Consider the following 18,489-nt stretch of genomic DNA (forward strand, 5'->3'; position numbering starts at 1 on the left):
GGATCTTCGGCATCGCCTACCGTTGCGCGCTGAAGGCGCTGCGCCAGCATGGCGACGATGACGCCGGCGACCCGGCGGTGCACGAGCTGGCAGACCCCAGCGCCGACCCGCAGGCCGAACACGAATTGCGCGACTGGCTGGGCAAGGCGATGGCCCGGCTGCCGACCGATCAGCGGGTGGTGCTGGAGCTGGCCTATGGTGGCGGCCACTCGCTGGAAGATATCGCTGCCATCATGCAGTGCCCCGTCGGCACGGTGAAGGCGCGCATGTTCCACGCCCGTGTCAAGCTGCGCAACCTGTTGCCCGACCTGGCCGGCCAACGCAGTCCGAAAGCAGTGCCATGAACGACGACCATCAACCCGACCTGCGCGACCCGCGCCCCGAACACCTGCGCGCCTGGGAAGCCCTGCCCTGGGTCGTCAATGGTCGCGCCACACCCGAGCAGGCACGCTGGGTGGCCGACCACGTGGCCGGCTGCGAAGACTGCCGAGCCGAGCTGGCCTGGCAGCAGCGCCTGCACGACGCACTCGCCGGGCCGGGCGAAGCCGCGACCACCGATCCGGCCACCGAAGCCGGCCTGCAGCGCCTGCTGGCCCGGCTGGACGACGTGGCCGACGAGCCCCAACCGACGCCTGTGATCGCTGCCGCTTCCCGCGCCCCGCACCGCCTGACCTGGGCACTCGCCGCCGCAGTGGTCGTCCAGGCCGTGGGGCTGGGCGTGATGAGCCTGCAGCTGGGAACAGCCGGCGACAACGGTGCCTACCGCACCTTGTCCGAAGGCCCCGGGCTGGCCAGCCCTTCCGCCACGCTGCGGGTGCTGCCCGATGCGACCATGACGCTGGCGCAGTGGCAGGCCTTGCTGCAGGCGCAGGAGCTGCAGGTCGTCAGCGGCCCCAACGCCAGCGGCGCCTATGCGCTGGCCGCTGCGCCTGGCACCCCCGGTCGACCGCGCGACGAAGCGCTGGCCCGGCTGCGCGCATCCCCCGGCATCCGCCTGGCCGAGCCGATCGGCAGCACACCATGAAGAGACCACTGGCCGCCCTCGCTGCAGGGCTGGCCACTTTGTTGGCCACCTTGCTGGCCACCAGCTCCCTCAGCGGCTGCGCGACGCCGGCTGGCGCCGGCACGTCTTCGGTCGACCCCGCCGCCGCGATGCGCGACGACAGCGGCCGCTACATCGTGCTGGCGGTCGACAACCCGCTGGCCTCGCCGGCCGGTCGTGCCGGCAGCAGCCTGGGCGGCTACGGCCCCGCGCCGCGCTATCTGCTGGGCGCCCGTGCGGCCGCCACGCTGGCCGCGCTGGCGCAAGAACATGGCCTGCGCGAAGCTGCGGGCTGGCCGATCGTCGCGCTCGGGTGGCACTGCGTGGTTTTCGAGTTGCCACCCGGCCGTTCGCGTGACGAGTTGCTGGCGGCACTGGCTGCCGACCCGCGCGTGCGCCTGGCGCAACCGCTGCAGGACTTCGACACCCGCGCCATCCCCCCGAGCGTCGGCCCCAGCGCTGCACCGGCGGCATCTGCCCCGACGTCGGCCACCGAACAGGTGCCGTACAACGACCCCTACGTGAACCTGCAGCGCGGTTTCGTTGACACCGGCGCCGCGCAAGCCCACCGCATCAGCACCGGCGCCGGGGTGCGCGTGGCGGTGGTCGACACCGGCGCCGCGCTGAACCACCCGGACCTGCTCGGCCGCGTCACCGCCACGCGCGACCTGGTCGGCGAGCCCCCGGCCCGCTTCGAGACCGACCGGCACGGCACTGAGGTGGCCGGCGTGATCGCCGCGGTCGGCAACAACCACGAGGGCATCGTCGGCATCGCGCCGCAGGCCGGGCTGGAGGTCTTCAAGGCCTGTTGGACCTTACCCGCCGCTGGTGGCACCGATGCCGGCGCACGCTGCAACTCTTTCACCCTGGCCAAGGCCCTGGCGGGGGTGATGGAGTCCGACGCCCGCATCGTCAACCTCAGCCTCGGCGGCCCGAGTGACCCCTTGCTCGACAAGCTGCTGGGCGAGTTGCTGCGCCAGGGTCGCATCGTCGTCGGCGCCCTGCCCCCGGACGGGCGGCGCGGCGGCTTCCCGACCGGCACGGCCGGCGTGCTCGCGGCCGGCGTGGCTGGTGAACTGGCGCTCGACTCGAAGGATGTGGTGGCCGCACCCGGCCGCGACGTGCTGACGCTGCAGCCCGGCACCGGCTACGACTATGCGAGCGGTTCGTCGATCGCGGCGGCCCATGTCAGCGGGGTTGCCGCGCTGCTGCTGTCGGCCGACCCGCGCCTGGATCGCGCGGCACTGTGCGCGCTGATCCATGGCGCCAGCGTCGGCATCGTGCCGCTGAACGCGAGCGTCGCGCTGGAAGCCCTGCGCTCGCGCCAGACCGCCGGCAAGCGCGCGCTATAGCCCGCCGCCCGCCGGTGTTGCGCCGGCCAGGGACAGGCCACTAGGCGCAGTGGGCAGTGACGGCGTGGTTATGGGCCGAGGTGGTGGTCGAGGTCACCACCACGCTCTGCCCGGCCTTCAGTGACGCCAGTTGAGCCGCCGTGAACGTGACCGTGTGGTCATGCCCGGCGCTGGCCTGGATGCTGTAGGTCTTGTCGGTTGCCGAGTTCAGGTCCGCCTCGGGGATCGTCAGCGCATGCCCGTGGTTGCCTGCAATCGCCGTACCGCTCGCCCCACAGGACTGCGGCGGATCGTTGCCGTCGTCGCCATACCCTCCACCACCACCGCCACACCCTTGCAGCCACAGCACCACGGTGCCGGTGCCCACCGCACCCAGGAAACGCTTGCGCGTGATGTTCATTGCTTGCTCCTCGAAGCTTCGTTGCGCCCCACCGTGGAGATCACGGAAGCGGCTTGTCGGTAGGTACCGGCCGGGGCGCTACAGGTTGCTGGTGCAAACGTCAGTGGGATGTTCAGACACAGCGCGCGGTCACCGCGTGCATGTGCGCGTTCGTCGTCGTCGAGTTGACAACCACGCTCTGCCCGGCCTTCAGCGAAGCCAGCTGCGCCGCCGTGAACGTCACCGTGTGGTCATGGCCGGCCGTGCCCATGATGTTGTAGGTCTTGTCGGTCATCGAATTCAGGTCGGCTTCGTCGATCGTCAGCGTGTGGCCGTGGTTGCCGGAAATCTCGGTGCCGGTGGCGCCGCAACTCTGGTCGCCGCCCCCGCCACCGTAGCCGCCGCCCATGCCACCACCGCCGCCGCCCATCATGCCGCCGCCTCCGCCACCCCCACCACAGGCCTGCAGCCACAGCACCACGGTGCCGCTGCCCAGGGCGCCCAAAAACCGCTTGCGTGTGATGTTCATGGCTGGCTCCTCGATTCTCGGTGGCACAACACCGTGACCCATCACGGCGCCGCCTGCCGGTGGGTGCTCGCGGAGCCACGAAAGGTTGCCGCCTGTGCACCGCACTCCCACGTTTCGACGTTGTTCGTGCTGGGCGTAACCGATAAAGTGATTGGTTGCCTTCTCATCGAAGGCAGCCATACGCCGCTGTCGCATCTGCGCTCGGTGGGATGAGCGCAGTCATCCGACTTCAACAACCAACTGGAGGGATTTTCATGAACAACTCTTTGACCATTCGTCGCGCAGCGTCGATCGCCTGTGTCACCGCACTCGCTTCGTTCGCATCCGTGTCGCACGCTGATCCGATCAGCCTGACCGGCCAATGCATCATGACCAGCATCGTCGCCGGGCAGGCCCAGTGCTCGCTGCTAGCCACACTCAGGGACGATTTCACTGCGCCAGCAGTCGTACGCAAAGCGCAGATCAAGGTCAATGGAGTTCTGGTGACTCAGTCGATCAACGACAGCGTGACCCCAGTCAGCTTCTTCGCCACCGGCGTCAGTAGCTCCCTCCTGGTTGCCTGCGGCGCCTCGTACAACGTCACCGCCTCGATCATGCGGCAAGGCTCATCGAATTACGAGCAAGTGGGCCACCTGCCGGCCGTCGTTTGCCCGACAGCCCCGTAAGTTCGGGTGAGCGAAGCGCTCGGTCTAGGCTTCTGAAAAGAAACGCTCGACCAGCGCAAAGTGCGCCGGCACGTTCAGTGCCGGCGCGTGGCCGCAGCCGGCAATCTCGATGACCTCGGCTTTCGGGCCACGCTCGCGCATCGCCTGCGCCACTTCCGGCTCGAGCAGGTCGCTGGTTTCGCCGCGCAGGCACAGCACCGGGATGTCGAGCGCATCCCACGCCCCCCACTGGTCGTAGTCGGTCGGGTGGTGGATGAACTGCTGCACCATCGCCGGGTCGTAGTGCGGCGTCACCCGGCCGTCCGGCAGGCGGCGGGCTGAGGTCTCCGTCAGGCGCAGCCACTGCGCGTCGGACAAGTTGCCATAGGGCGCATACACGGTGCGGAAATAGCTTTGCAGCTCGCCCAGCGTCGCGAAGGCCGGYGGGTTCCCCGCATAGCCACGAATGCGCTCGACAGCCGGTGGCGCCAGCCTCGGGCCGATGTCGTTCAGCAGCAGGCGGCGGATCCGCCCATGCAGCCGCGTGGCCGCGGCGCGCAGGCCGATCGCGCCGCCCATCGAGGTGCCCAGCCAATCGAAGCGTTCGATGCCCAGCTGGTTGACCAGCGACACCGCCAGCGCCACGTAGAAGCGCAGACAGTATTCCTCTGCCGGCGCCGGGCTCCATTCGCTCAGGCCGCGGCCTATCGTGTCCGGGCAGATCACGCGGTAGCCGCAGCCGACCAGGTGCGCGGCGATGTCGTCCATGTCGCGCCCGGTACGCGCCAGGCCGTGCCAGGCGATGACCACCGGCGCGTTGGCCGCGCCCCACTCGGTGAAGTGGAGTTCGCGGCCTTCGCAGACCAGGTAGCGCGAGTCGAAGTCCGTCATCGCCGGCCCTCCCATGGGCTTTCAGTCCGGGATCGTCAACGTGTTGCCGCTGAAGCTGATCACGTCACCCGCGGCCGGGCTGACCTGGATCGGTGGCACGTTGGCGGCCGTCAAGGCCGGCGCCGCACCACTGACACCGCCTCGCGGCACCGTGCGCACCACCTGGCTGGGCGGCAGCGGTGTGCCGCTGGTCAGGTGGGCCCACATCGCATCCATCGCACGGTTGAAGTACACGTGCAGCGGGATGTAGCGCGTGTCGTAGCCGAGGAACAAACCCAGCGCGATGAACGAGTCGAAGTGCTGCGCGTTGGTGACCTCGATGTAGCGCGTGTTGCGGGCTTTGTCGCCAGCCAACTGGTTCTTCGCGAAGTAGGCACGCGACGCATGGTTGATCGGCAGCAGCGCGTCGTTGCGACCGGCGACGATCAGTGTCGGCTTGTGGTGCAGGTGGGCGCCGAGCTGCACCTCCTTGATGYCGGCGCGCACGCGGTCGGACTTGGCTTTCATGTCGCCCGTCAACTTGGCGCCGGTCACCGCATCGCGGCCCGTCACCAGCGAACGCTGGCACAGCGCACCGTCGAGCGCAAAGTCGGCCGTGCCGGTGCTGGGCGACGTGGCCAGGAAGTCCAGCTTCGCGCCGCCCACCGAGTCGTTGTAGACGACGTTGATACCGGTCGTCGGCGGTACGCCATTGCCGGTCGAGAACAGGCCGGCCTGGGCGGCGGGGATCTGCGCGATCACGTTGCCGCTCGCATCGGTGTTCGCGAAGCTGAAGCCGCACAGGTTGTCGAGCACGCTGAAGCGGCCGGCCGCGTTGCTGTAGGTCACCGCGATCGCGTTGGTCGCGAAGCGGAAGTGCGATTGCTGCAGGAAGTTGCTGTCGGCCTGCCAGCCGTAGGCCTGCATCTTCGCCAGCGCGTCGTCGGCTTGCTGTTCCAGCGTGGCGCCGGTGACGAGCCCCTTGGCGGCCAACGCTGCGCAGCGGTTCTGCGCCGAGGTGGTGTAGGCCGCGGGCCAGAAGGCCGCGTGCAACGACAAGCCGGCCTGCGCGGACAGCAACGCGCAGGGCTGATAGACATTGGAGAACGTAAAGTAGTCGGCCAGCGGCTTGCCGATCGTCGAGACGGTGTTCGCGCCCTGCTGGATCACCAGATTCTTCGTGAACCGTGGCTGCACGTTGGGCTCGGTGACTGCGACACCGTCGATCAGGTCTTCGGTGTCCAGTTCCGCCGCGGCCAGCGCCGCGCCCGCCCCGTTGGAGACGCTGCTCGCAATGACCAGCGTGTTCTTCGCGTTAAGCGTCGCGCGATGCTGGCCATCGTGCCCGACCTTGCCGAAGCGCTCGTTCAACACATAGAACGCGAAGCGCACGGCGTCCAGCGTGTTCTTGCCCCAGTCTTTCTCGGGGTTCTGCTGTGAGTGGGCGTGCTTGTAGGCCACGCGGTTCGGTGTGGCGGCGTTGAAGGCTGCACGTTCGTCGTCGCTGACCGCCGCGACGAACAGCGGCTCGTACTGGTCGGTGCTGGCGTCGAACACCGTGCCGTCGCGCGCGGTCACGGCGTTGCTCATCAGGTCGTGAAAGCCGTTGCCGTTGCCCTTGTCGGCGTAGGCCACGGCACAGCCGTGCTTCAGCCCCCAGTCACCCGAGGTGCCGATGGCGCCATAGATGCCGCGGGAACCGGACGAGGTGGCGGTGACGATGCACGCATGGTCGGGGCTGAAGCTGTCGGGCACCTGCACCATCAGCGTCACGTTCTGCTGGCCGCTGCCGTCGTCGGCCCAGACGATGTACTCGCGCCCGGCGATCTTGCCTTCGCCCAGCGTGTCGTGGCCGTCGACATCGATGTTCGGCCCGTAGAACACGGTGAAGCCACCGGCGATCGTCGAGTCGACGAGTGCGCGGTAGTTGGTGTGGATCGCGTTGCGGCGCAGCTCGGTTGGTGTCGGGTGCAACGGGTCGACGAAGGCCGGCGCCGCGCCGAGCAGACCGGTCTTGCCGAGGCCCGCGGTCAGCAGGTCGTTGGTGACGCCGTCGTAGGCGGCTTCAGCGATCGGGCCGCGCAAGACAGGCGGGCGGGTATTGGGCGGCGCGGCCAAAGCGGCCGAACCGCAAGCCAAGGTGGCAGCGGCGGCCAGCAAAGTGATGCTCAACTTCAAGACTTCTCTCCTCGGGTCGTTTGGTTGTTTTGACCCGATGCACGCAGACGACCCACCACGCCGCTCGGGAAGTAATAGACACACAGCACGAAGCCCAGCCCCAGCCACAACAGCCAGCGGTCGGGAGAAACAAGGGGCGACAAGACCGGCACGCCGGCGACGAGGCCGCCCTCGCCGCCCAGCAGCTTCAGCGCGTCCTGCAGGTAGTTCTGCGCGAAGACGAACAGCACCGTGCCGATGACCGCGCCATACAAGGTGCCCATGCCACCGATCACGACGATCAGCAGCACGTCGAGCATCACCTCGAAGCTCAGCGTCGTCTCGGGGCCGGTGTAGCGCAGCCACAGTGCGAGCAAGGCGCCGGCCAGCGTCGCGAACAAGGCCGAGATCACGTTGCTCAAGGTCCGATAGACCACCGTGCGGTAGCCGATCGCCTCGGCGCGGAAGTCGTTCTCGCGGATGGCTTGCAGCACGCGGCCGAATGGCGAGTTGACGATGCGCAGCAGCGCCAGGAACGACAGCAGCACCACAACGAACAACGCGTAGTACGCGATGACCTTGCCGTCGATCATCAGACGCAGCACCGGCTCGTCGAACGGCTCGAACGACGGCGACAACCACAGCGGCGTCTTGAAGCTCAAGCCATCTTCGCCGCCTGTCAGCTCGCTGAGCTGCGAGGCCAGCGTCTGGAACGCTGCCGCGACAGCGAGCGTGATCATCGCGTAGAAGATCGCCTTGACGCGCAAGCTGAACAGGCCGATCAGCAGGCTCAAGGCCAGCGACAACATGAGTGCCACCGCCAGGCCCGCGAGAACAGCGCCCCAGGCAACGCCCTCGTCACCAGCGCCCCGTGTGCAGCCGATGGCCACACCGTAGGCGCCGATGCCGAAGAACATCGTGTGGGCGAAGCTGACGATGCCGGTGTAGCCCAGCAGCAGGTCGTAGCTGGCGACCAGCAGCACGAACACCAGCATCTTCGCCGCCACGTTCAACGACTTGGCCCCGGGGAAGATGAACGGCTCGATGGCCAGCAGCACGAGCACCAGCACCAGCGCAACGCTCAGCGCGCGGCTGCGCGGCAGGTCGTGGGAGAGGATTCGGCGGATCATCGGTTCGTCACCGGGTACAGGCCCCGCGGTCGCCACAGCAGCACCGCGACCATCAGGCCGATGTTCGAGAACAGCGCGACCTTGGGCGCCAGGAAGCCGGCGTAGTTGGCCATCAGGCCCACCAGCAACGCGCCGACGAAGCAGCCCAGTGTCGAGCCCAGGCCGCCGATGATGATGACGATGAAGATCAGCKTGTTCACTTGCGCGCCGATCTGCGGCACCACGCTTTGCTGGTAGAGCCCCCACATCACGCCGCCCAGGCCGGCCAGTGCCGAACCGGCAGCGAACACGCCGACGAACAGGCGCTTGATGCGGTAACCCAGCGACTCGACCATCTCGCGGTCTTGCACGCCGGCGCGCACCAGCAGGCCGAGCTTGGTGCGGTTCAGCACCCACAACAGCGCCGCGAAGACCACCAGGCCGATGGCCACCGCGAACAGACGGTAGACCTCGACCGCAGCATCACCGATCAACACCGCGCCGCGCAGCGCTGGCGGCAATGGCAACGGGATCTGCGCCGGCCCCCAGATGACCTTGATCAGCTCTTCGCCGACGATCATGCCGCCCATCGTGATCAGGATCTGCTTCAGGTGCTGGCCGTAGACCGGCCGCACGATCACCCGCTCGAAGGCCAGGCCCAGCGCACCGGCCACGGCCATCGCGGCCAGCATCGCGGCAGAGACCGCCGCGAGGTTCTGCCAGGCCGAGGCACTGCCGGTCCAGTCGGCCATGCCGCCCATCACGCTGGTGGCGACAAAGGCGCCGGTGGCGATGAACACGCCATGGCCGAAGTTCAGCACGTCCATCAGGCCGAAGACCAACGTCAGGCCCGACGCGATGATGAAGACGATCAGCCCCATCGCCAGCCCGGCGACGGTGAGCGTGAGCCAGGTGGCGGGCGAACCGACCAGCGGCAGGCCCAGCGCCGCGATGGCCAGCAGCAGGGCGAGCGGGCGCCAGTCGAACAGCGCCTTCGGGATGGCAGCCCCCGCGCGAGCCGGCAATGGGGGCGGCGACACGGTGCTCACGGCAGGCCTCGCGACGAGAAATAAATGACAAATGCGCCACCGCCGCACCACTTTTCCGCCCTTGCCCAGCCCCCCGATCTGCCGAAGATGCATGAACGCTGACAAGCCTGGCCCACAGGCAGCAGGGAGGAGGGTGACCGCGAACGAACGTGGCCGCCCCACCATCGCTTATCTATTGCCGTCCGCGGATGGCCGCTCTCTTGGAGATCACCATGTCGCAGTTCGGTCGTCGGCGCTTGTCGCATCAGTTGTTGTTGCCCTTGCTGCTGGTCGGCGCAGTGGTGATTGCCAGTGTGGTGGCGCTGGCGCTGCGCACGCGCAGCGAGTCGGTCGAACAGGCCGGCCTGACGACGGGCCGCGCGGTGGCCAACCAAGTCGTCACGCTGCGCAGCTTCTACACGGCCGAGATCACGTCGCGCGCCAAGAAGGCCGGCATGCAGCTGGGCTTCGACTTCCGCGACAAAGAGAACATGCTGCCGCTGCCGGCTACGCTGGTGAAGGCGCTCGGCGAGAGCGTGGCCAAGGAATACCCGGGCACGGACGTGCGGCTGATGTCGCGCTACCCGTTCCCGAACCGCGCCGGCACCGCCAAGCTCGACGAATTCCAGACCACTGCGCTGGCCGCGCTCGAGAAAGACCCGACAGCGCCGCAGCACCGGGTCGAAGAGATCAACGGCCGCCTGTCGGTGCGCTACGCGGTGGCCGACGTGATGAAGGAAGGCTGCGTGGCCTGCCACAACAGCAACCCGCAGTCGCCGAAACACGATTGGAAGGTCGGTGACGTGCGCGGCATCGTCGAGGTGGTGGTGCCGGTGGACCAGGTCGAGCAAAGCATCAGCCGCAGCAGCCTGACGCTGATCCTGTTGATCCTGGGCGGCTTCGGTGTGCTGGGTGCGTTGCTGTACGTGCTGACGCAACGAGTGGTCAGCCGGCCACTGTTCGACGCAGCGCAGCGGATGGAACGCGTCGCCGCCGGCGACCTGAGCGACCCGCCCGTGCACCGCGGCACCGACGAAGTCGGCCAGATGTTCGGCTCGCTGCAGGCGATGACCGCCAAGCTGCGCGCCACCGTCGGCCAGGTTCGGCAGAGTGCCGATTCGATCGAGGTGGCGAGCGGCGAAGTGGCCGCCGGCAACCAGGACCTGAGCGCACGCACCGAACTGGCCGCCGCCAACCTGCAGCAGACCGCGGCCTCGATGACTCAGCTGACCGGCACCGTGCAGCACACCGCCGATTCGGCCCAGACGGCGAACCAGCTGGCGCAGTCGGCCACCGAAGTGGCCGAACGTGGCGGCGCGGTGGTGAGTCAGGTCGTCACGACGATGGACGAGATCAATGCCAGCTCGAAGAAGATCGCCGACATCATCGGCGTGATCGACGGCATCGCCTTCCAGACCAACATCCTCGCGCTGAACGCCGCTGTCGAAGCGGCYCGCGCCGGYGAACAAGGCCGCGGCTTCGCGGTGGTGGCCGGYGAAGTGCGCAGCCTGGCGCAACGCAGCGCCGAGGCGGCGCGCGAGATCAAGGGCCTGATCGGCACCAGCGTCGACCGGGTCGAGACCGGCTCGCGCCTGGTGCAGGACGCCGGGGCGACGATGGGCGACATCGTCGCGTCGGTCAAACGCGTCAGCGACATCATCGGCGAGATCTCTGCCGCGGCGTCTGAACAGCGCAGTGGCATCGGCCAGGTCGGCAACGCCGTGAACCAGCTCGACCAGATGACGCAGCAGAACGCCGCGCTGGTCGAGGAAGGCGCCGCGGCTGCCGAGAGCCTGAAGGAACAGGCGCAGACGTTGACGCGGCTGGTCGCGACCTTCCGGCTGCAAGAAGACCAGCGCGTTCATTGAACCGAGGCGGCGCTCATTGATGCGCCCCCAGTGACAAGCCGAGCAGGCGCTGTTGCAGCGCCTCGTCATCGGCCAGCTCAGCCATCGAGCCGGCGTGCACCACGCGGCCGTCGTCCATCACCGCGACGCGGTCGCCCAGCGCCTTGGCCATCATGAAGTTCTGCTCGACCAGCAGGATGGTGGTCTGCTGGCGCTTCAGCTCGGCGAAGGCGCTGACCAGGTTGTGGATGATCGCTGGCGCCAGGCCCTTGCTGGGCTCGTCGATCAGCAGCAGCGCCCGCGGCTCGATGATTGCGCGCGCCACGGCCAGCATCTGCTTTTGCCCACCGCTCAGCTTGCCGGCCGGGTAGAGCCAGAACTTGTGCAGCGCCGGGAAGAGACTGAACAGCCAGTCGAGCCGCGCTCGATCCAGGTCTTGCTCGCGGCGCGCTGAGCGGGCGGCGAGCAACAGGTTCTCTTTCACCGTCAGGTCGGCAAAGATGCCCATGCTCTCGGGCACGTAGGCGATGCCGCGCTGGGCGATGTCGGGTGTTTGCACCCGGCTGCCCGGCCCACCGATCGGTTGGCCTTTGAAGTGCACACTGCCCTGGCTGGCAGCCCACAAGCCCATGATCGTGCGCAGCGTCGTCGTCTTGCCGGCGCCATTGCGGCCCAGCAGCATCGTCACCTGGCCCTCGGGCACGACGAGGTCGACGCCGTGCAGGATGTGGTACGCGCCGATGTGGGTGTGGACGCCACTCAACTCCAGCAGCGCACTCATGTGGCGGCCTCTTCGACCGGTGCCGTGCCGAGGTAGGCTTGTTGCACGATGTCCGACGCGATCACCGTCGCTGGGTCACCATCAGCCACCAATGCGCCGTTGTGCAGCACGATGATCCTGTCGGCCAGTTCGCGCACCACGTCCATCTTGTGCTCGACCAGCAAGATCGTGCAGTCCTTGCGCGCCTTCAGTCCACGGATCAGGTCTAGCACCACCGGCACCTCGTCCACACTCATGCCGGCGGTGGGCTCGTCGAACATGTAGACGCGCGGCTCCAACGCCATCAGCAGCGCCACTTCGAGCTTGCGCTGGTCACCATGCGGCAGGCTGGCTGCGGGAGCATCTCGCCGGTCCAGCAGGTGAACGGTGGCGAGGATCTCGCGCGCCTCTTCCAGCCAGTCTTTCCGGTCGAGCCAGACCTGCCACAAGTTCAGCCCGCCGCCGTGACGGGCCTGCACCGCCAGGCGAACGTTCTCCAGCACGCTCAGTTGCGGGAACAGCTGCGTCAGCTGGAACGCCCGGCCCAGGCCGCGGCGCGTGCGCAGCGGCGCGGGCAGGCGCGTGATGTCCATGCCGTCCAGCAGTACCTGGCCCTCGCTCGCCGGCAGCTGGCCTGAGATCAGGTTGAAGTAGGTCGTCTTGCCGGCGCCGTTGGGGCCGACGATGGCGGTCAGCGTGCCCGGCGCGAACGCGCACGACACATGGTCGACCGCCACGTGGCCGCCGAAGCGGATGGTGAGTTGTCGGGTTTCCAGCATGCTGTCAGTGCAACGTCATGGGCAGGTTCCGATCACGTAGTAGTTCGGCCCGGTCTGCTTCAGTGTCGTGATGACGAAGATGTTCCACAGCCCCATGTTCTGGTTCGAGCCGTTGGCCAGCGCGTAGCCACCGCTCTGGTGGGCTCGGCCGGCTGTCGTGTGGGCGTAGTTGCTGGCCGTGTAGCAGGTCGGCGCACTGCCGGTGGTCGTACCGCTGGCGGCGTTGGACATCGCACCCTGCGCACCACCGCTGTCCACCGCGGCCACCGTCCACGAATAGGTGGTGGCCGGGGTGAGGCCGGTGTCGACGTAGCTGGTGGCCGTGACGGGTGAACCGTTGACCTGCGTGCCGCCGCGGAACACGCGGTAGCTGGCCGCGCCGCTCACCGCATTCCACGCGATCGTCATCGTCGTGTCGGTGGCATTCGACGCGCCGACGCCGGTGGGCGCCGGCAGCGAGCCACCACCGCCAGAGCCGGACGATACCTGGTCGACCATCGCCTTGATCGCTGCCATCTGCGTGCCGGCCTTCTGCGCGAAGTTGTTGCCGTACCAGCCGATCCAGTCCCAGCAGCCGTTCGGGTTGGCGACCGAGCCGCTGGCCGCAGTGGGGCGGCTCACGTTGTCCACCTTGGCCTGCGGGAACAGCACGATCAGGCTGTTGGTGTCAGCCCAGCGGGTGTAGCCGGTGTTCTTGACGAACTTGTCGCCGATGGTCTCGTAGTTCTGCTTGCAACCATGCAGGGCCACATGCACCTTGCACTGTGCGCCGCCGGCGCAATTGGCCGGCACATAGACCCAGCCAGTGGCGGCCATGCCAGGGTTGCCGGCGGTGAACGGCGTCTGGTCGAACTCGATGTAGTTCGCCGCGGCCGGCGTGTTGTTGCGCGCATTCAGCGTGCCGTAGAACTGCGTCAGCGCGGCCTTGGCGCCGTCGTAGCTGCAGTTGCTGATGAAGGGCGACACGCTGCTGGAGCAGGCGTTGTTGCCGGTCGCATCGAAGTCGGTCGGGAAGACATGCGCCGTGCCGCTGCGCTGCAGATACACGCGATTGGCCGCCGCTACGCCGTTGTTGGCGTACTGCGTGTTGACCGCGTTCATCGGGTTCGGGCCGACCGTGAAATCGCTGGTGCCGACGAACAGGTAGACCTTCTGGTTGGCCACGTTGGCCAGCGGGTCGTTCAGCGAGCCGCTCCAGTTGTTCAGGTCGGCCTGCATCGTGTTCAGCATGCCGGCGCTGATCGTCGCGTTGTACATGCAGGCCGTGTAGTTGCTGTGGCCAGCGCACATGTAGGGGCCGCCTGCGAACACGCCCACGCCCTTGAAGGTGCCCGAGTAGGCGTAGCCCAGCTGGTTGGCCATGAAGCCACCGGAAGACAGGCCCGAGACTGTCGTTTGCGTCTTGTCCACTTTCAGTTTCGGCAACGGCGCGGCAGCATGGGCGAGTGAGGCGAACGCGATCGCGGCCAACGCCGCGACCGCACGAACAACACGTGCGGCTCTCATGGCTTGTCTCCTGCTGGGTGTTGAGGGGCGGGTCTGTTGCCCGCCCTCCGTTCAATGAGCCGAAGCGCGGCTCAGCGCTTGTTGCGTATCGGTACGCTCATCTCTTCCGGCTTGATTTCGCGCACCAGCTCGGGCACGCCCCAGGCGAAGGCCGGGTCCACCTTGATCTTGAAGTGGTACATGCTCTGCAAGGCTTGGTGGTCTTCCTTGCGGAAAGTCATCTTGCCTTTCGGCGACTCGAAGGCCATGCCTTCCATCGTCGTGATCAGCTTGTTGGTCGCCGTGTCGCCGTTGCTCTTCTTCAGTGCTTCCACAACCGCAATGGCGGCCGTCATGCCCCCGGCGGTGAAGAAGTCCGGCGGGGCCTTGAACTGCTTGTAGTGGTTGGCGACCAGCCACTCGTTGACCGGGTTCTTCGGAATGCCGAAGTAGTAGTAGGTCGCCCCCTCCATACCAGGGAAGTTCTTGTACGCCGCCATCGCCGGCAGGATGTTGCCGCCGGTGAAGACCTCGATGTTGAAGCGCTTGGCCAGCTCTTGCGCAGCCAGCGCGTTGTAGGGCGGCGTGCCCCCGGCCCAGATCACCTCGATGACCTTGCGGCCCGTCTGGCCCTTCAGCGCGTCGACCACGCGCTGGATGCCGGCGGTGAAGTCGGTGGTCGTCTGCGGCAGGTACTCTTCATGGACGATCTTGGCGTTCTTCACCGCGTCCTTGAACGCCTTCACGCCGTCGCGGCCGAAAGCGTAGTCCTGCGCCAGCGTCGCGATCACGGTGCCGGCTTTGTCCAGCGCCACTGCGTTCGAGATCGCGTCCTGCGAAGAGTTGCGGCCGGTGCGGAAGATGTACTTGTTCCACTTGTCGCCGGTGATCGAATCGGCCACCGCCGGCTCGACAACGAGGATCTTCTTGTACTCCTCGGCCACCGGCAGCATCGCCAGCGCGACGCCCGAAGACGTCGGCCCGACCGCAATGTCGACCTTGTCATCACCGTAGGCCGCGGCCAGCAGGCTCTTGCCCAGATCCGGCTTGCCCTGGTCGTCCTTCTCGATCACGACGATCTTCTTGCCCGCCACCATCATCGTGCCACCGGTGGCGTAGTCCAACCCGAGGTTGAAGCCGATGGTGGTCTGCTTGCCGTAGGCTTCCAAAGGGCCGGTGAGGGAGTGGATGTGGGCGATGCGGATTTCGGCGGCGGCAGCGTGGGCCGCGGAGGCTGCCGAGCAGGCGGCGACAAGCGCCGCGAGGGTGGCGCGGAAGGGGCGTCGGTGGGTCATCGCGCGGCGCGGCATCGGGGCTGTCTCCTGGTTCGTGTGTGGAACGGCGGAAACAGTGCAATGCGTGTGCCGCGTTGCACCGGACTAGGGCAAATCCTGGGTAGCATCATGCACAGCGCCGGCAAATGGGCGCGCAGGATGCGCTGCCATGGTCCGAGCCGAGGCCGAGATCGGCCAGTGAGTGCCTAATGAGCAGACAATCCGACCAGACACCTGTCTGGAGTTCAGGCACGATTCGCATACAAGTGGTGGCTCTCAAGAATCACCACAATCAGGGAAGGAGATTGAATTGAAAGTCTCAGTCACGTTCGCGGCCTCAGTCGCGCTGCTGATCACGGCCGGTTGTGGAGGCGGCTCCGATTCCGCGCCGCAGAGGGCCGGCGACGACCCGTTTCCCTTGGCGATCGGTGATCACTGGGAAATGAAGGTCACGGACCACCGATGGGGCAGTACCACGGCGCAGGTGAATGACGTCACTTCGCAAACTCAGATCGATGGGCTGCCTGCCTATGTCGTGCGCTCCGAAACGGGCGTGACCACGCCGTATCGCCACACCGAGTCAGAAGTTTGGCAATGGCCGGACAGCTCGACACCTCCCGACCAACGGCAGCCGGTCCTGAAGCTCAAGTTGCCCCTGCGTGTTGGCGACCAATGGAACGTGGTCGACGAGAGGACCGACGCAGGCTATGACAGCAACGACGACGGATACAACGAGATCCTGGTCCACACCGCGAGTACCACGGTGTCGGGCACAGCGAAGATCGTGACGCCTGTCGGCACCTTCGCGGACGCCTTCGTCGTCCGGACGGTTGACGATACAAATGAGGCCGACGGTGTCACCGGCGAATTCCGTGGCGACTGGTCCAGCTATACCAGGACGGAGTGGTACGTCCCCGGCATCGGACTGGTGGCCTATGAAACCGACATGGCCGGCTGGGGCATCTTCCATCCGGTGGGAGAGTCGGGGGTATTGGCTTCTTACCATCTCGCGGCACGCTAGTCGTCCCGCCGTGAATTGCCCCTACCCGATGACGCCCAGCTGACCCAGCTTTTCGTACAGCGTCGCGCGAGCGATGCCCAGCATCTTCGCGGCCGCCAGTTTGTTGCCGTTGGTGGCCTTCAGCGCCGCGCGAATGGCCTCGGCTTCGAGCTCGGCCACGGCCCGGTGCAGAGGCTTGCCGTTGGCGTTGGGCTCTGCGGGAGCCGCCACCGCACTGACGCTACGCAGCGTGCTGACCTGCGGCTGAAGGTGGGCCGCACCCAGCACCAGCTCGTCACTCAACAGGCAGGCCTGCTCCAGCACGTTGCGCAGCTCGCGGATGTTGCCGGGCCAGGGCTGCGCGCCGAGCAACTCCAGCGCATCAGCCGCCAGGCTTTTGGGCCCGGCCAGGCCGGCGCGCAAGGCGATGTCTTCCAGCAGCCGATCCGCCAGCGCGTCCATGTCGCTCAGACGCTCGCGCAGCGGCGGCAAACGGATCGGTAGCACGTTGAGGCGGTAGTAGAGGTCGGCGCGAAACGCCCCCTCGGTGACCATCGCTGGCAAGTCGCGGCTCGTCGCTGCAATGATCCGCGCATCGATGCGCTCGACCCTGTTGCTCCCCAACGGCTCCACCTCCTGCTCCTGCAGCACCCGCAACAGCTTGGCCTGCAGCGCCAGCGGCATGTCGCCGATTTCGTCTAGGAACAGGGTGCCGCGGTCGGCGAGCTTGAATTTGCCGGGGCGACCTTTGCGGTCGGCGCCGGTGTAGGCGCCGGGGGCGACGCCGAAGAACTCGGCTTCGAGCAGAGTCTCGGGCACGGCGGCGATGTTGACGCCGACGAAGGGGCCGGCGGCGCGGTGGCTGCCGGCGTGGATGCCTTGGGCCATCAGCTCCTTGCCGGTGCCGGTTTCGCCCAGCAGCAGCACGGTCGAGTCGGTGCCGGCGACGCGGCGGGCCAGGCGCTTGACCTCCATCACCACCGGGCTGGTGCCGATGAAGCTGGCGATCGTGTACTTGGATCGCCGCTGCGTGGCCAACTCACGCCGCGCGTCGTCGAGCTCGCGCTGCATGCGGCTGAACTTGGCCATCAGCGGCTGCATCGTCGATTCGCTGTGGTCCGGCGATTCGTTGAGCCAGACGATGCCGACAGCGCCGATGACCTGGCCCGTCTCGTCGCGCAACGGCAGGCGGCTGACGAGGAAGGTGCCGGCCTTGTTGGTCAGCAGGTCGACGACGATCGGGCGGCCCGAGTCGATGACCTGGTTCATCAGCGTGTTCGGCACCACCGCTTCGACGGGCTTGCCGACGAAGTCTTCTTCGCGCTCGAAGCCGAGGGCGGGCAGGAAGTGCTTGTAGCCCTCGCTGATCCAGACGATGCGGTGCTGGCGGTCGACGACCATCATGCCCAGCGCAGCCTGGGCAAAGGTGTCGAACATCGATTGCGCGGCCAGGCGCAGCACTTCGCTGGCGTCTTGCGGCAAGCCGGTGGTGGGGCGTGGCGAGGCTGACATGGGGTCTCCCTGGCGCAGTGTTGCACACAGCGTCGCCGCCTCGCGACGGGGTCAGCCCGGGTTCGCCGGCCTGTGCCCCTAAGTCGACCGGAGCGTCGTCGCCAGCATCACGGCCGCGCACAGCAGCAGTCCGCCACCGCTGAGCTGGTGGACGCGGCCACGCAACGCGCCACCGAGCACCGCCACTCCGCGCAGCCGCGACACCAGCCCGATCAGCGCGCCGAAGTAGACGAGGTTGATGGCTTCGAAGATCGCGCCCAGGGCATAGAAGCCGGTCATCCAATGGCCGCTGGCACGGTCGATGAACAGCGGGAAGAAGGCGCCGAAGAACAGCACCGGCTTCGGGTTGGTCAAGGTCAGCATCAGCCCTTGCAGAAAGCCGGCGCGTAGTGCCTCAGCGGCAGGCGCGTCGGGTGACGCTGGCGTGCTTCGCACCAGCCCAAACCCCAACCAGGCCACATACAGCGCGCCCGCCACCGTCAGCGCCAGGCCCAGTGCCGGCCACTGCTGCATCACCGCCGCAAAGCCGAGGCCGGACAAGGTGATCAGCACCATGTCACCGGCCACGACGCCGGCGGTGGCGCGGGCTGCGCGCCAGCCGCTGCGGTGGGCCTGACCGGCGATCAGCAGCGTGGCCGGGCCCGGCACCAGGATCACCAGCGCCGCGGCCGACACGAATGCGCCCAGGCTGTGCAAGCCGACCATCGCGCTCAACCCGCCAT

Annotated in this window: 18 protein-coding genes; 6 read left to right on the forward strand and 12 right to left on the reverse strand. The window is 67.4% G+C overall.

Features of this window, described 5'->3' with window-relative positions:
• The 3 genes from AC1DYI_RS09850 to AC1DYI_RS09860 all read left to right on the forward strand — a co-directional run.
• Positions 1-344 (forward strand): RNA polymerase sigma factor (locus AC1DYI_RS09850; protein ID WP_477203922.1); only part of this gene is annotated, 344 nt, incomplete at its 5' end.
• Positions 341-1,024 carry a zf-HC2 domain-containing protein gene (locus AC1DYI_RS09855; RefSeq protein WP_477203923.1) on the forward strand — a complete coding sequence of 228 codons (684 nt, stop codon included), beginning with the start codon at positions 341-343 and terminating at the stop codon, positions 1,022-1,024. The genes AC1DYI_RS09850 and AC1DYI_RS09855, both read left to right, overlap by 4 nt.
• On the forward strand, positions 1,021-2,394 hold the full coding sequence (locus AC1DYI_RS09860) for a S8 family serine peptidase (RefSeq protein WP_477203924.1): 1,374 nt from the start codon (positions 1,021-1,023) through the stop codon (positions 2,392-2,394). The genes AC1DYI_RS09855 and AC1DYI_RS09860 overlap by 4 nt, the downstream gene beginning before the upstream one ends.
• 40 nt (positions 2,395-2,434) lie before the next feature.
• On the opposite strand, the gene AC1DYI_RS09865 is transcribed toward AC1DYI_RS09860, so the two are convergent.
• A complete protein-coding gene (locus AC1DYI_RS09865) occupies positions 2,435-2,794 on the reverse strand; it encodes a hypothetical protein (protein ID WP_477203925.1) in 360 nt (119 codons plus the stop codon).
• A 112-nt stretch (positions 2,795-2,906) separates the two neighbouring features.
• Complete coding sequence (locus AC1DYI_RS09870) at positions 2,907-3,302, reverse strand: hypothetical protein (RefSeq protein WP_477203926.1); 396 nt, start codon at positions 3,300-3,302, stop codon at positions 2,907-2,909.
• Positions 3,303-3,511: 209 nt separating this feature from the next.
• Between AC1DYI_RS09870 and AC1DYI_RS09875 the strand changes: the two genes are divergently transcribed.
• Positions 3,512-3,967 (forward strand): hypothetical protein, encoded by a 456-nt coding sequence (locus tag AC1DYI_RS09875; protein ID WP_477203927.1) that lies wholly within the window; start codon positions 3,512-3,514, stop codon positions 3,965-3,967.
• 24 nt (positions 3,968-3,991) lie between these two features.
• Here AC1DYI_RS09875 and AC1DYI_RS09880 read toward each other — a convergent pair whose 3' ends face one another.
• Genes AC1DYI_RS09880 through AC1DYI_RS09895 form a run of 4 tightly spaced genes read right to left on the reverse strand, consistent with a single transcriptional unit; the run spans position 3,992 to position 9,122 of the window.
• Positions 3,992-4,837, reverse strand: a complete 846-nt coding sequence (locus tag AC1DYI_RS09880; protein WP_477203928.1) for an alpha/beta fold hydrolase — start codon at positions 4,835-4,837, stop codon at positions 3,992-3,994.
• Positions 4,838-4,858: 21 nt separating this feature from the next.
• The gene (locus AC1DYI_RS09885; protein WP_477203929.1) at positions 4,859-6,994 is read right to left on the reverse strand and encodes a D-(-)-3-hydroxybutyrate oligomer hydrolase; all 2,136 of its coding nucleotides are present in this window, start codon (positions 6,992-6,994) and stop codon (positions 4,859-4,861) included.
• The gene (locus tag AC1DYI_RS09890; RefSeq protein WP_477203930.1) at positions 6,991-8,103 is read right to left on the reverse strand and encodes a branched-chain amino acid ABC transporter permease; all 1,113 of its coding nucleotides are present in this window, start codon (positions 8,101-8,103) and stop codon (positions 6,991-6,993) included. The genes AC1DYI_RS09885 and AC1DYI_RS09890 overlap by 4 nt, the downstream gene beginning before the upstream one ends.
• Positions 8,100-9,122 (reverse strand): branched-chain amino acid ABC transporter permease, encoded by a 1,023-nt coding sequence (locus AC1DYI_RS09895; RefSeq protein WP_477203939.1) that lies wholly within the window; start codon positions 9,120-9,122, stop codon positions 8,100-8,102. The genes AC1DYI_RS09890 and AC1DYI_RS09895 overlap by 4 nt, the downstream gene beginning before the upstream one ends.
• A gap of 221 nt (positions 9,123-9,343) precedes the next feature.
• Between AC1DYI_RS09895 and AC1DYI_RS09900 the strand changes: the two genes are divergently transcribed.
• Positions 9,344-10,978 (forward strand): methyl-accepting chemotaxis protein, encoded by a 1,635-nt coding sequence (locus tag AC1DYI_RS09900; protein ID WP_477203931.1) that lies wholly within the window; start codon positions 9,344-9,346, stop codon positions 10,976-10,978.
• A gap of 13 nt (positions 10,979-10,991) precedes the next feature.
• On the opposite strand, the gene AC1DYI_RS09905 is transcribed toward AC1DYI_RS09900, so the two are convergent.
• From AC1DYI_RS09905 to AC1DYI_RS09920, 4 genes are all read right to left on the reverse strand, one after another.
• A complete protein-coding gene (locus AC1DYI_RS09905; protein WP_477203932.1) occupies positions 10,992-11,738 on the reverse strand; it encodes an ABC transporter ATP-binding protein in 747 nt (248 codons plus the stop codon).
• Positions 11,735-12,496, reverse strand: coding sequence for an ABC transporter ATP-binding protein (locus AC1DYI_RS09910; RefSeq protein WP_477203933.1), 762 nt, complete (start codon positions 12,494-12,496; stop codon positions 11,735-11,737). Before AC1DYI_RS09910 ends, AC1DYI_RS09905 begins: the two co-directional genes overlap by 4 nt.
• Before the next feature lie 15 nt (positions 12,497-12,511).
• Entirely contained in the window at positions 12,512-14,002 is a 1,491-nt protein-coding gene (locus tag AC1DYI_RS09915; RefSeq protein WP_477203934.1) for an extracellular catalytic domain type 2 short-chain-length polyhydroxyalkanoate depolymerase, read from the reverse strand.
• A 71-nt stretch (positions 14,003-14,073) separates the two neighbouring features.
• Positions 14,074-15,276, reverse strand: coding sequence for a substrate-binding domain-containing protein (locus AC1DYI_RS09920; protein WP_477203935.1), 1,203 nt, complete (start codon positions 15,274-15,276; stop codon positions 14,074-14,076).
• Positions 15,277-15,565: 289 nt separating this feature from the next.
• Between AC1DYI_RS09920 and AC1DYI_RS09925 the strand changes: the two genes are divergently transcribed.
• Complete coding sequence (locus tag AC1DYI_RS09925; RefSeq protein ID WP_477203936.1) at positions 15,566-16,276, forward strand: hypothetical protein; 711 nt, start codon at positions 15,566-15,568, stop codon at positions 16,274-16,276.
• Positions 16,277-16,297: 21 nt separating this feature from the next.
• Here the strand turns inward: AC1DYI_RS09925 and AC1DYI_RS09930 are convergent, their stop codons facing one another.
• Both AC1DYI_RS09930 and AC1DYI_RS09935 read right to left on the reverse strand, forming a co-directional pair.
• Positions 16,298-17,767, reverse strand: coding sequence for a sigma-54 interaction domain-containing protein (locus AC1DYI_RS09930; RefSeq protein WP_477203937.1), 1,470 nt, complete (start codon positions 17,765-17,767; stop codon positions 16,298-16,300).
• Between the two features lie 78 nt (positions 17,768-17,845).
• On the reverse strand, positions 17,846-18,489 hold a 644-nt coding region (locus AC1DYI_RS09935; RefSeq protein ID WP_477203938.1), incomplete at its 5' end, for a LysE family translocator.

Source organism: Ideonella sp. P3_A4 (assembly GCF_056403075.1).

Bases quoted from the DNA above. Each gene is read 5' to 3' on its own strand.
- AC1DYI_RS09930 (WP_477203937.1), bottom strand. From the start codon at position 17,767: ATGTCAGCCTCGCCACGCCCCACCACCGGCTTGCCGCAAGACGCCAGC.
- AC1DYI_RS09890 (WP_477203930.1), bottom strand. From the start codon at position 8,103: ATGATCCGCCGAATCCTCTCCCACGACCTGCCGCGCAGCCGCGCGCTG.
- AC1DYI_RS09905 (WP_477203932.1), bottom strand. From the start codon at position 11,738: ATGAGTGCGCTGCTGGAGTTGAGTGGCGTCCACACCCACATCGGCGCG.
- AC1DYI_RS09910 (WP_477203933.1), bottom strand. From the start codon at position 12,496: ATGCTGGAAACCCGACAACTCACCATCCGCTTCGGCGGCCACGTGGCG.
- AC1DYI_RS09860 (WP_477203924.1), top strand. From the start codon at position 1,021: ATGAAGAGACCACTGGCCGCCCTCGCTGCAGGGCTGGCCACTTTGTTG.
- AC1DYI_RS09855 (WP_477203923.1), top strand. From the start codon at position 341: ATGAACGACGACCATCAACCCGACCTGCGCGACCCGCGCCCCGAACAC.
- AC1DYI_RS09920 (WP_477203935.1), bottom strand. From the start codon at position 15,276: ATGACCCACCGACGCCCCTTCCGCGCCACCCTCGCGGCGCTTGTCGCC.
- AC1DYI_RS09875 (WP_477203927.1), top strand. From the start codon at position 3,512: ATGAGCGCAGTCATCCGACTTCAACAACCAACTGGAGGGATTTTCATG.
- AC1DYI_RS09915 (WP_477203934.1), bottom strand. From the start codon at position 14,002: ATGAGAGCCGCACGTGTTGTTCGTGCGGTCGCGGCGTTGGCCGCGATC.
- AC1DYI_RS09865 (WP_477203925.1), bottom strand. From the start codon at position 2,794: ATGAACATCACGCGCAAGCGTTTCCTGGGTGCGGTGGGCACCGGCACC.
- AC1DYI_RS09870 (WP_477203926.1), bottom strand. From the start codon at position 3,302: ATGAACATCACACGCAAGCGGTTTTTGGGCGCCCTGGGCAGCGGCACC.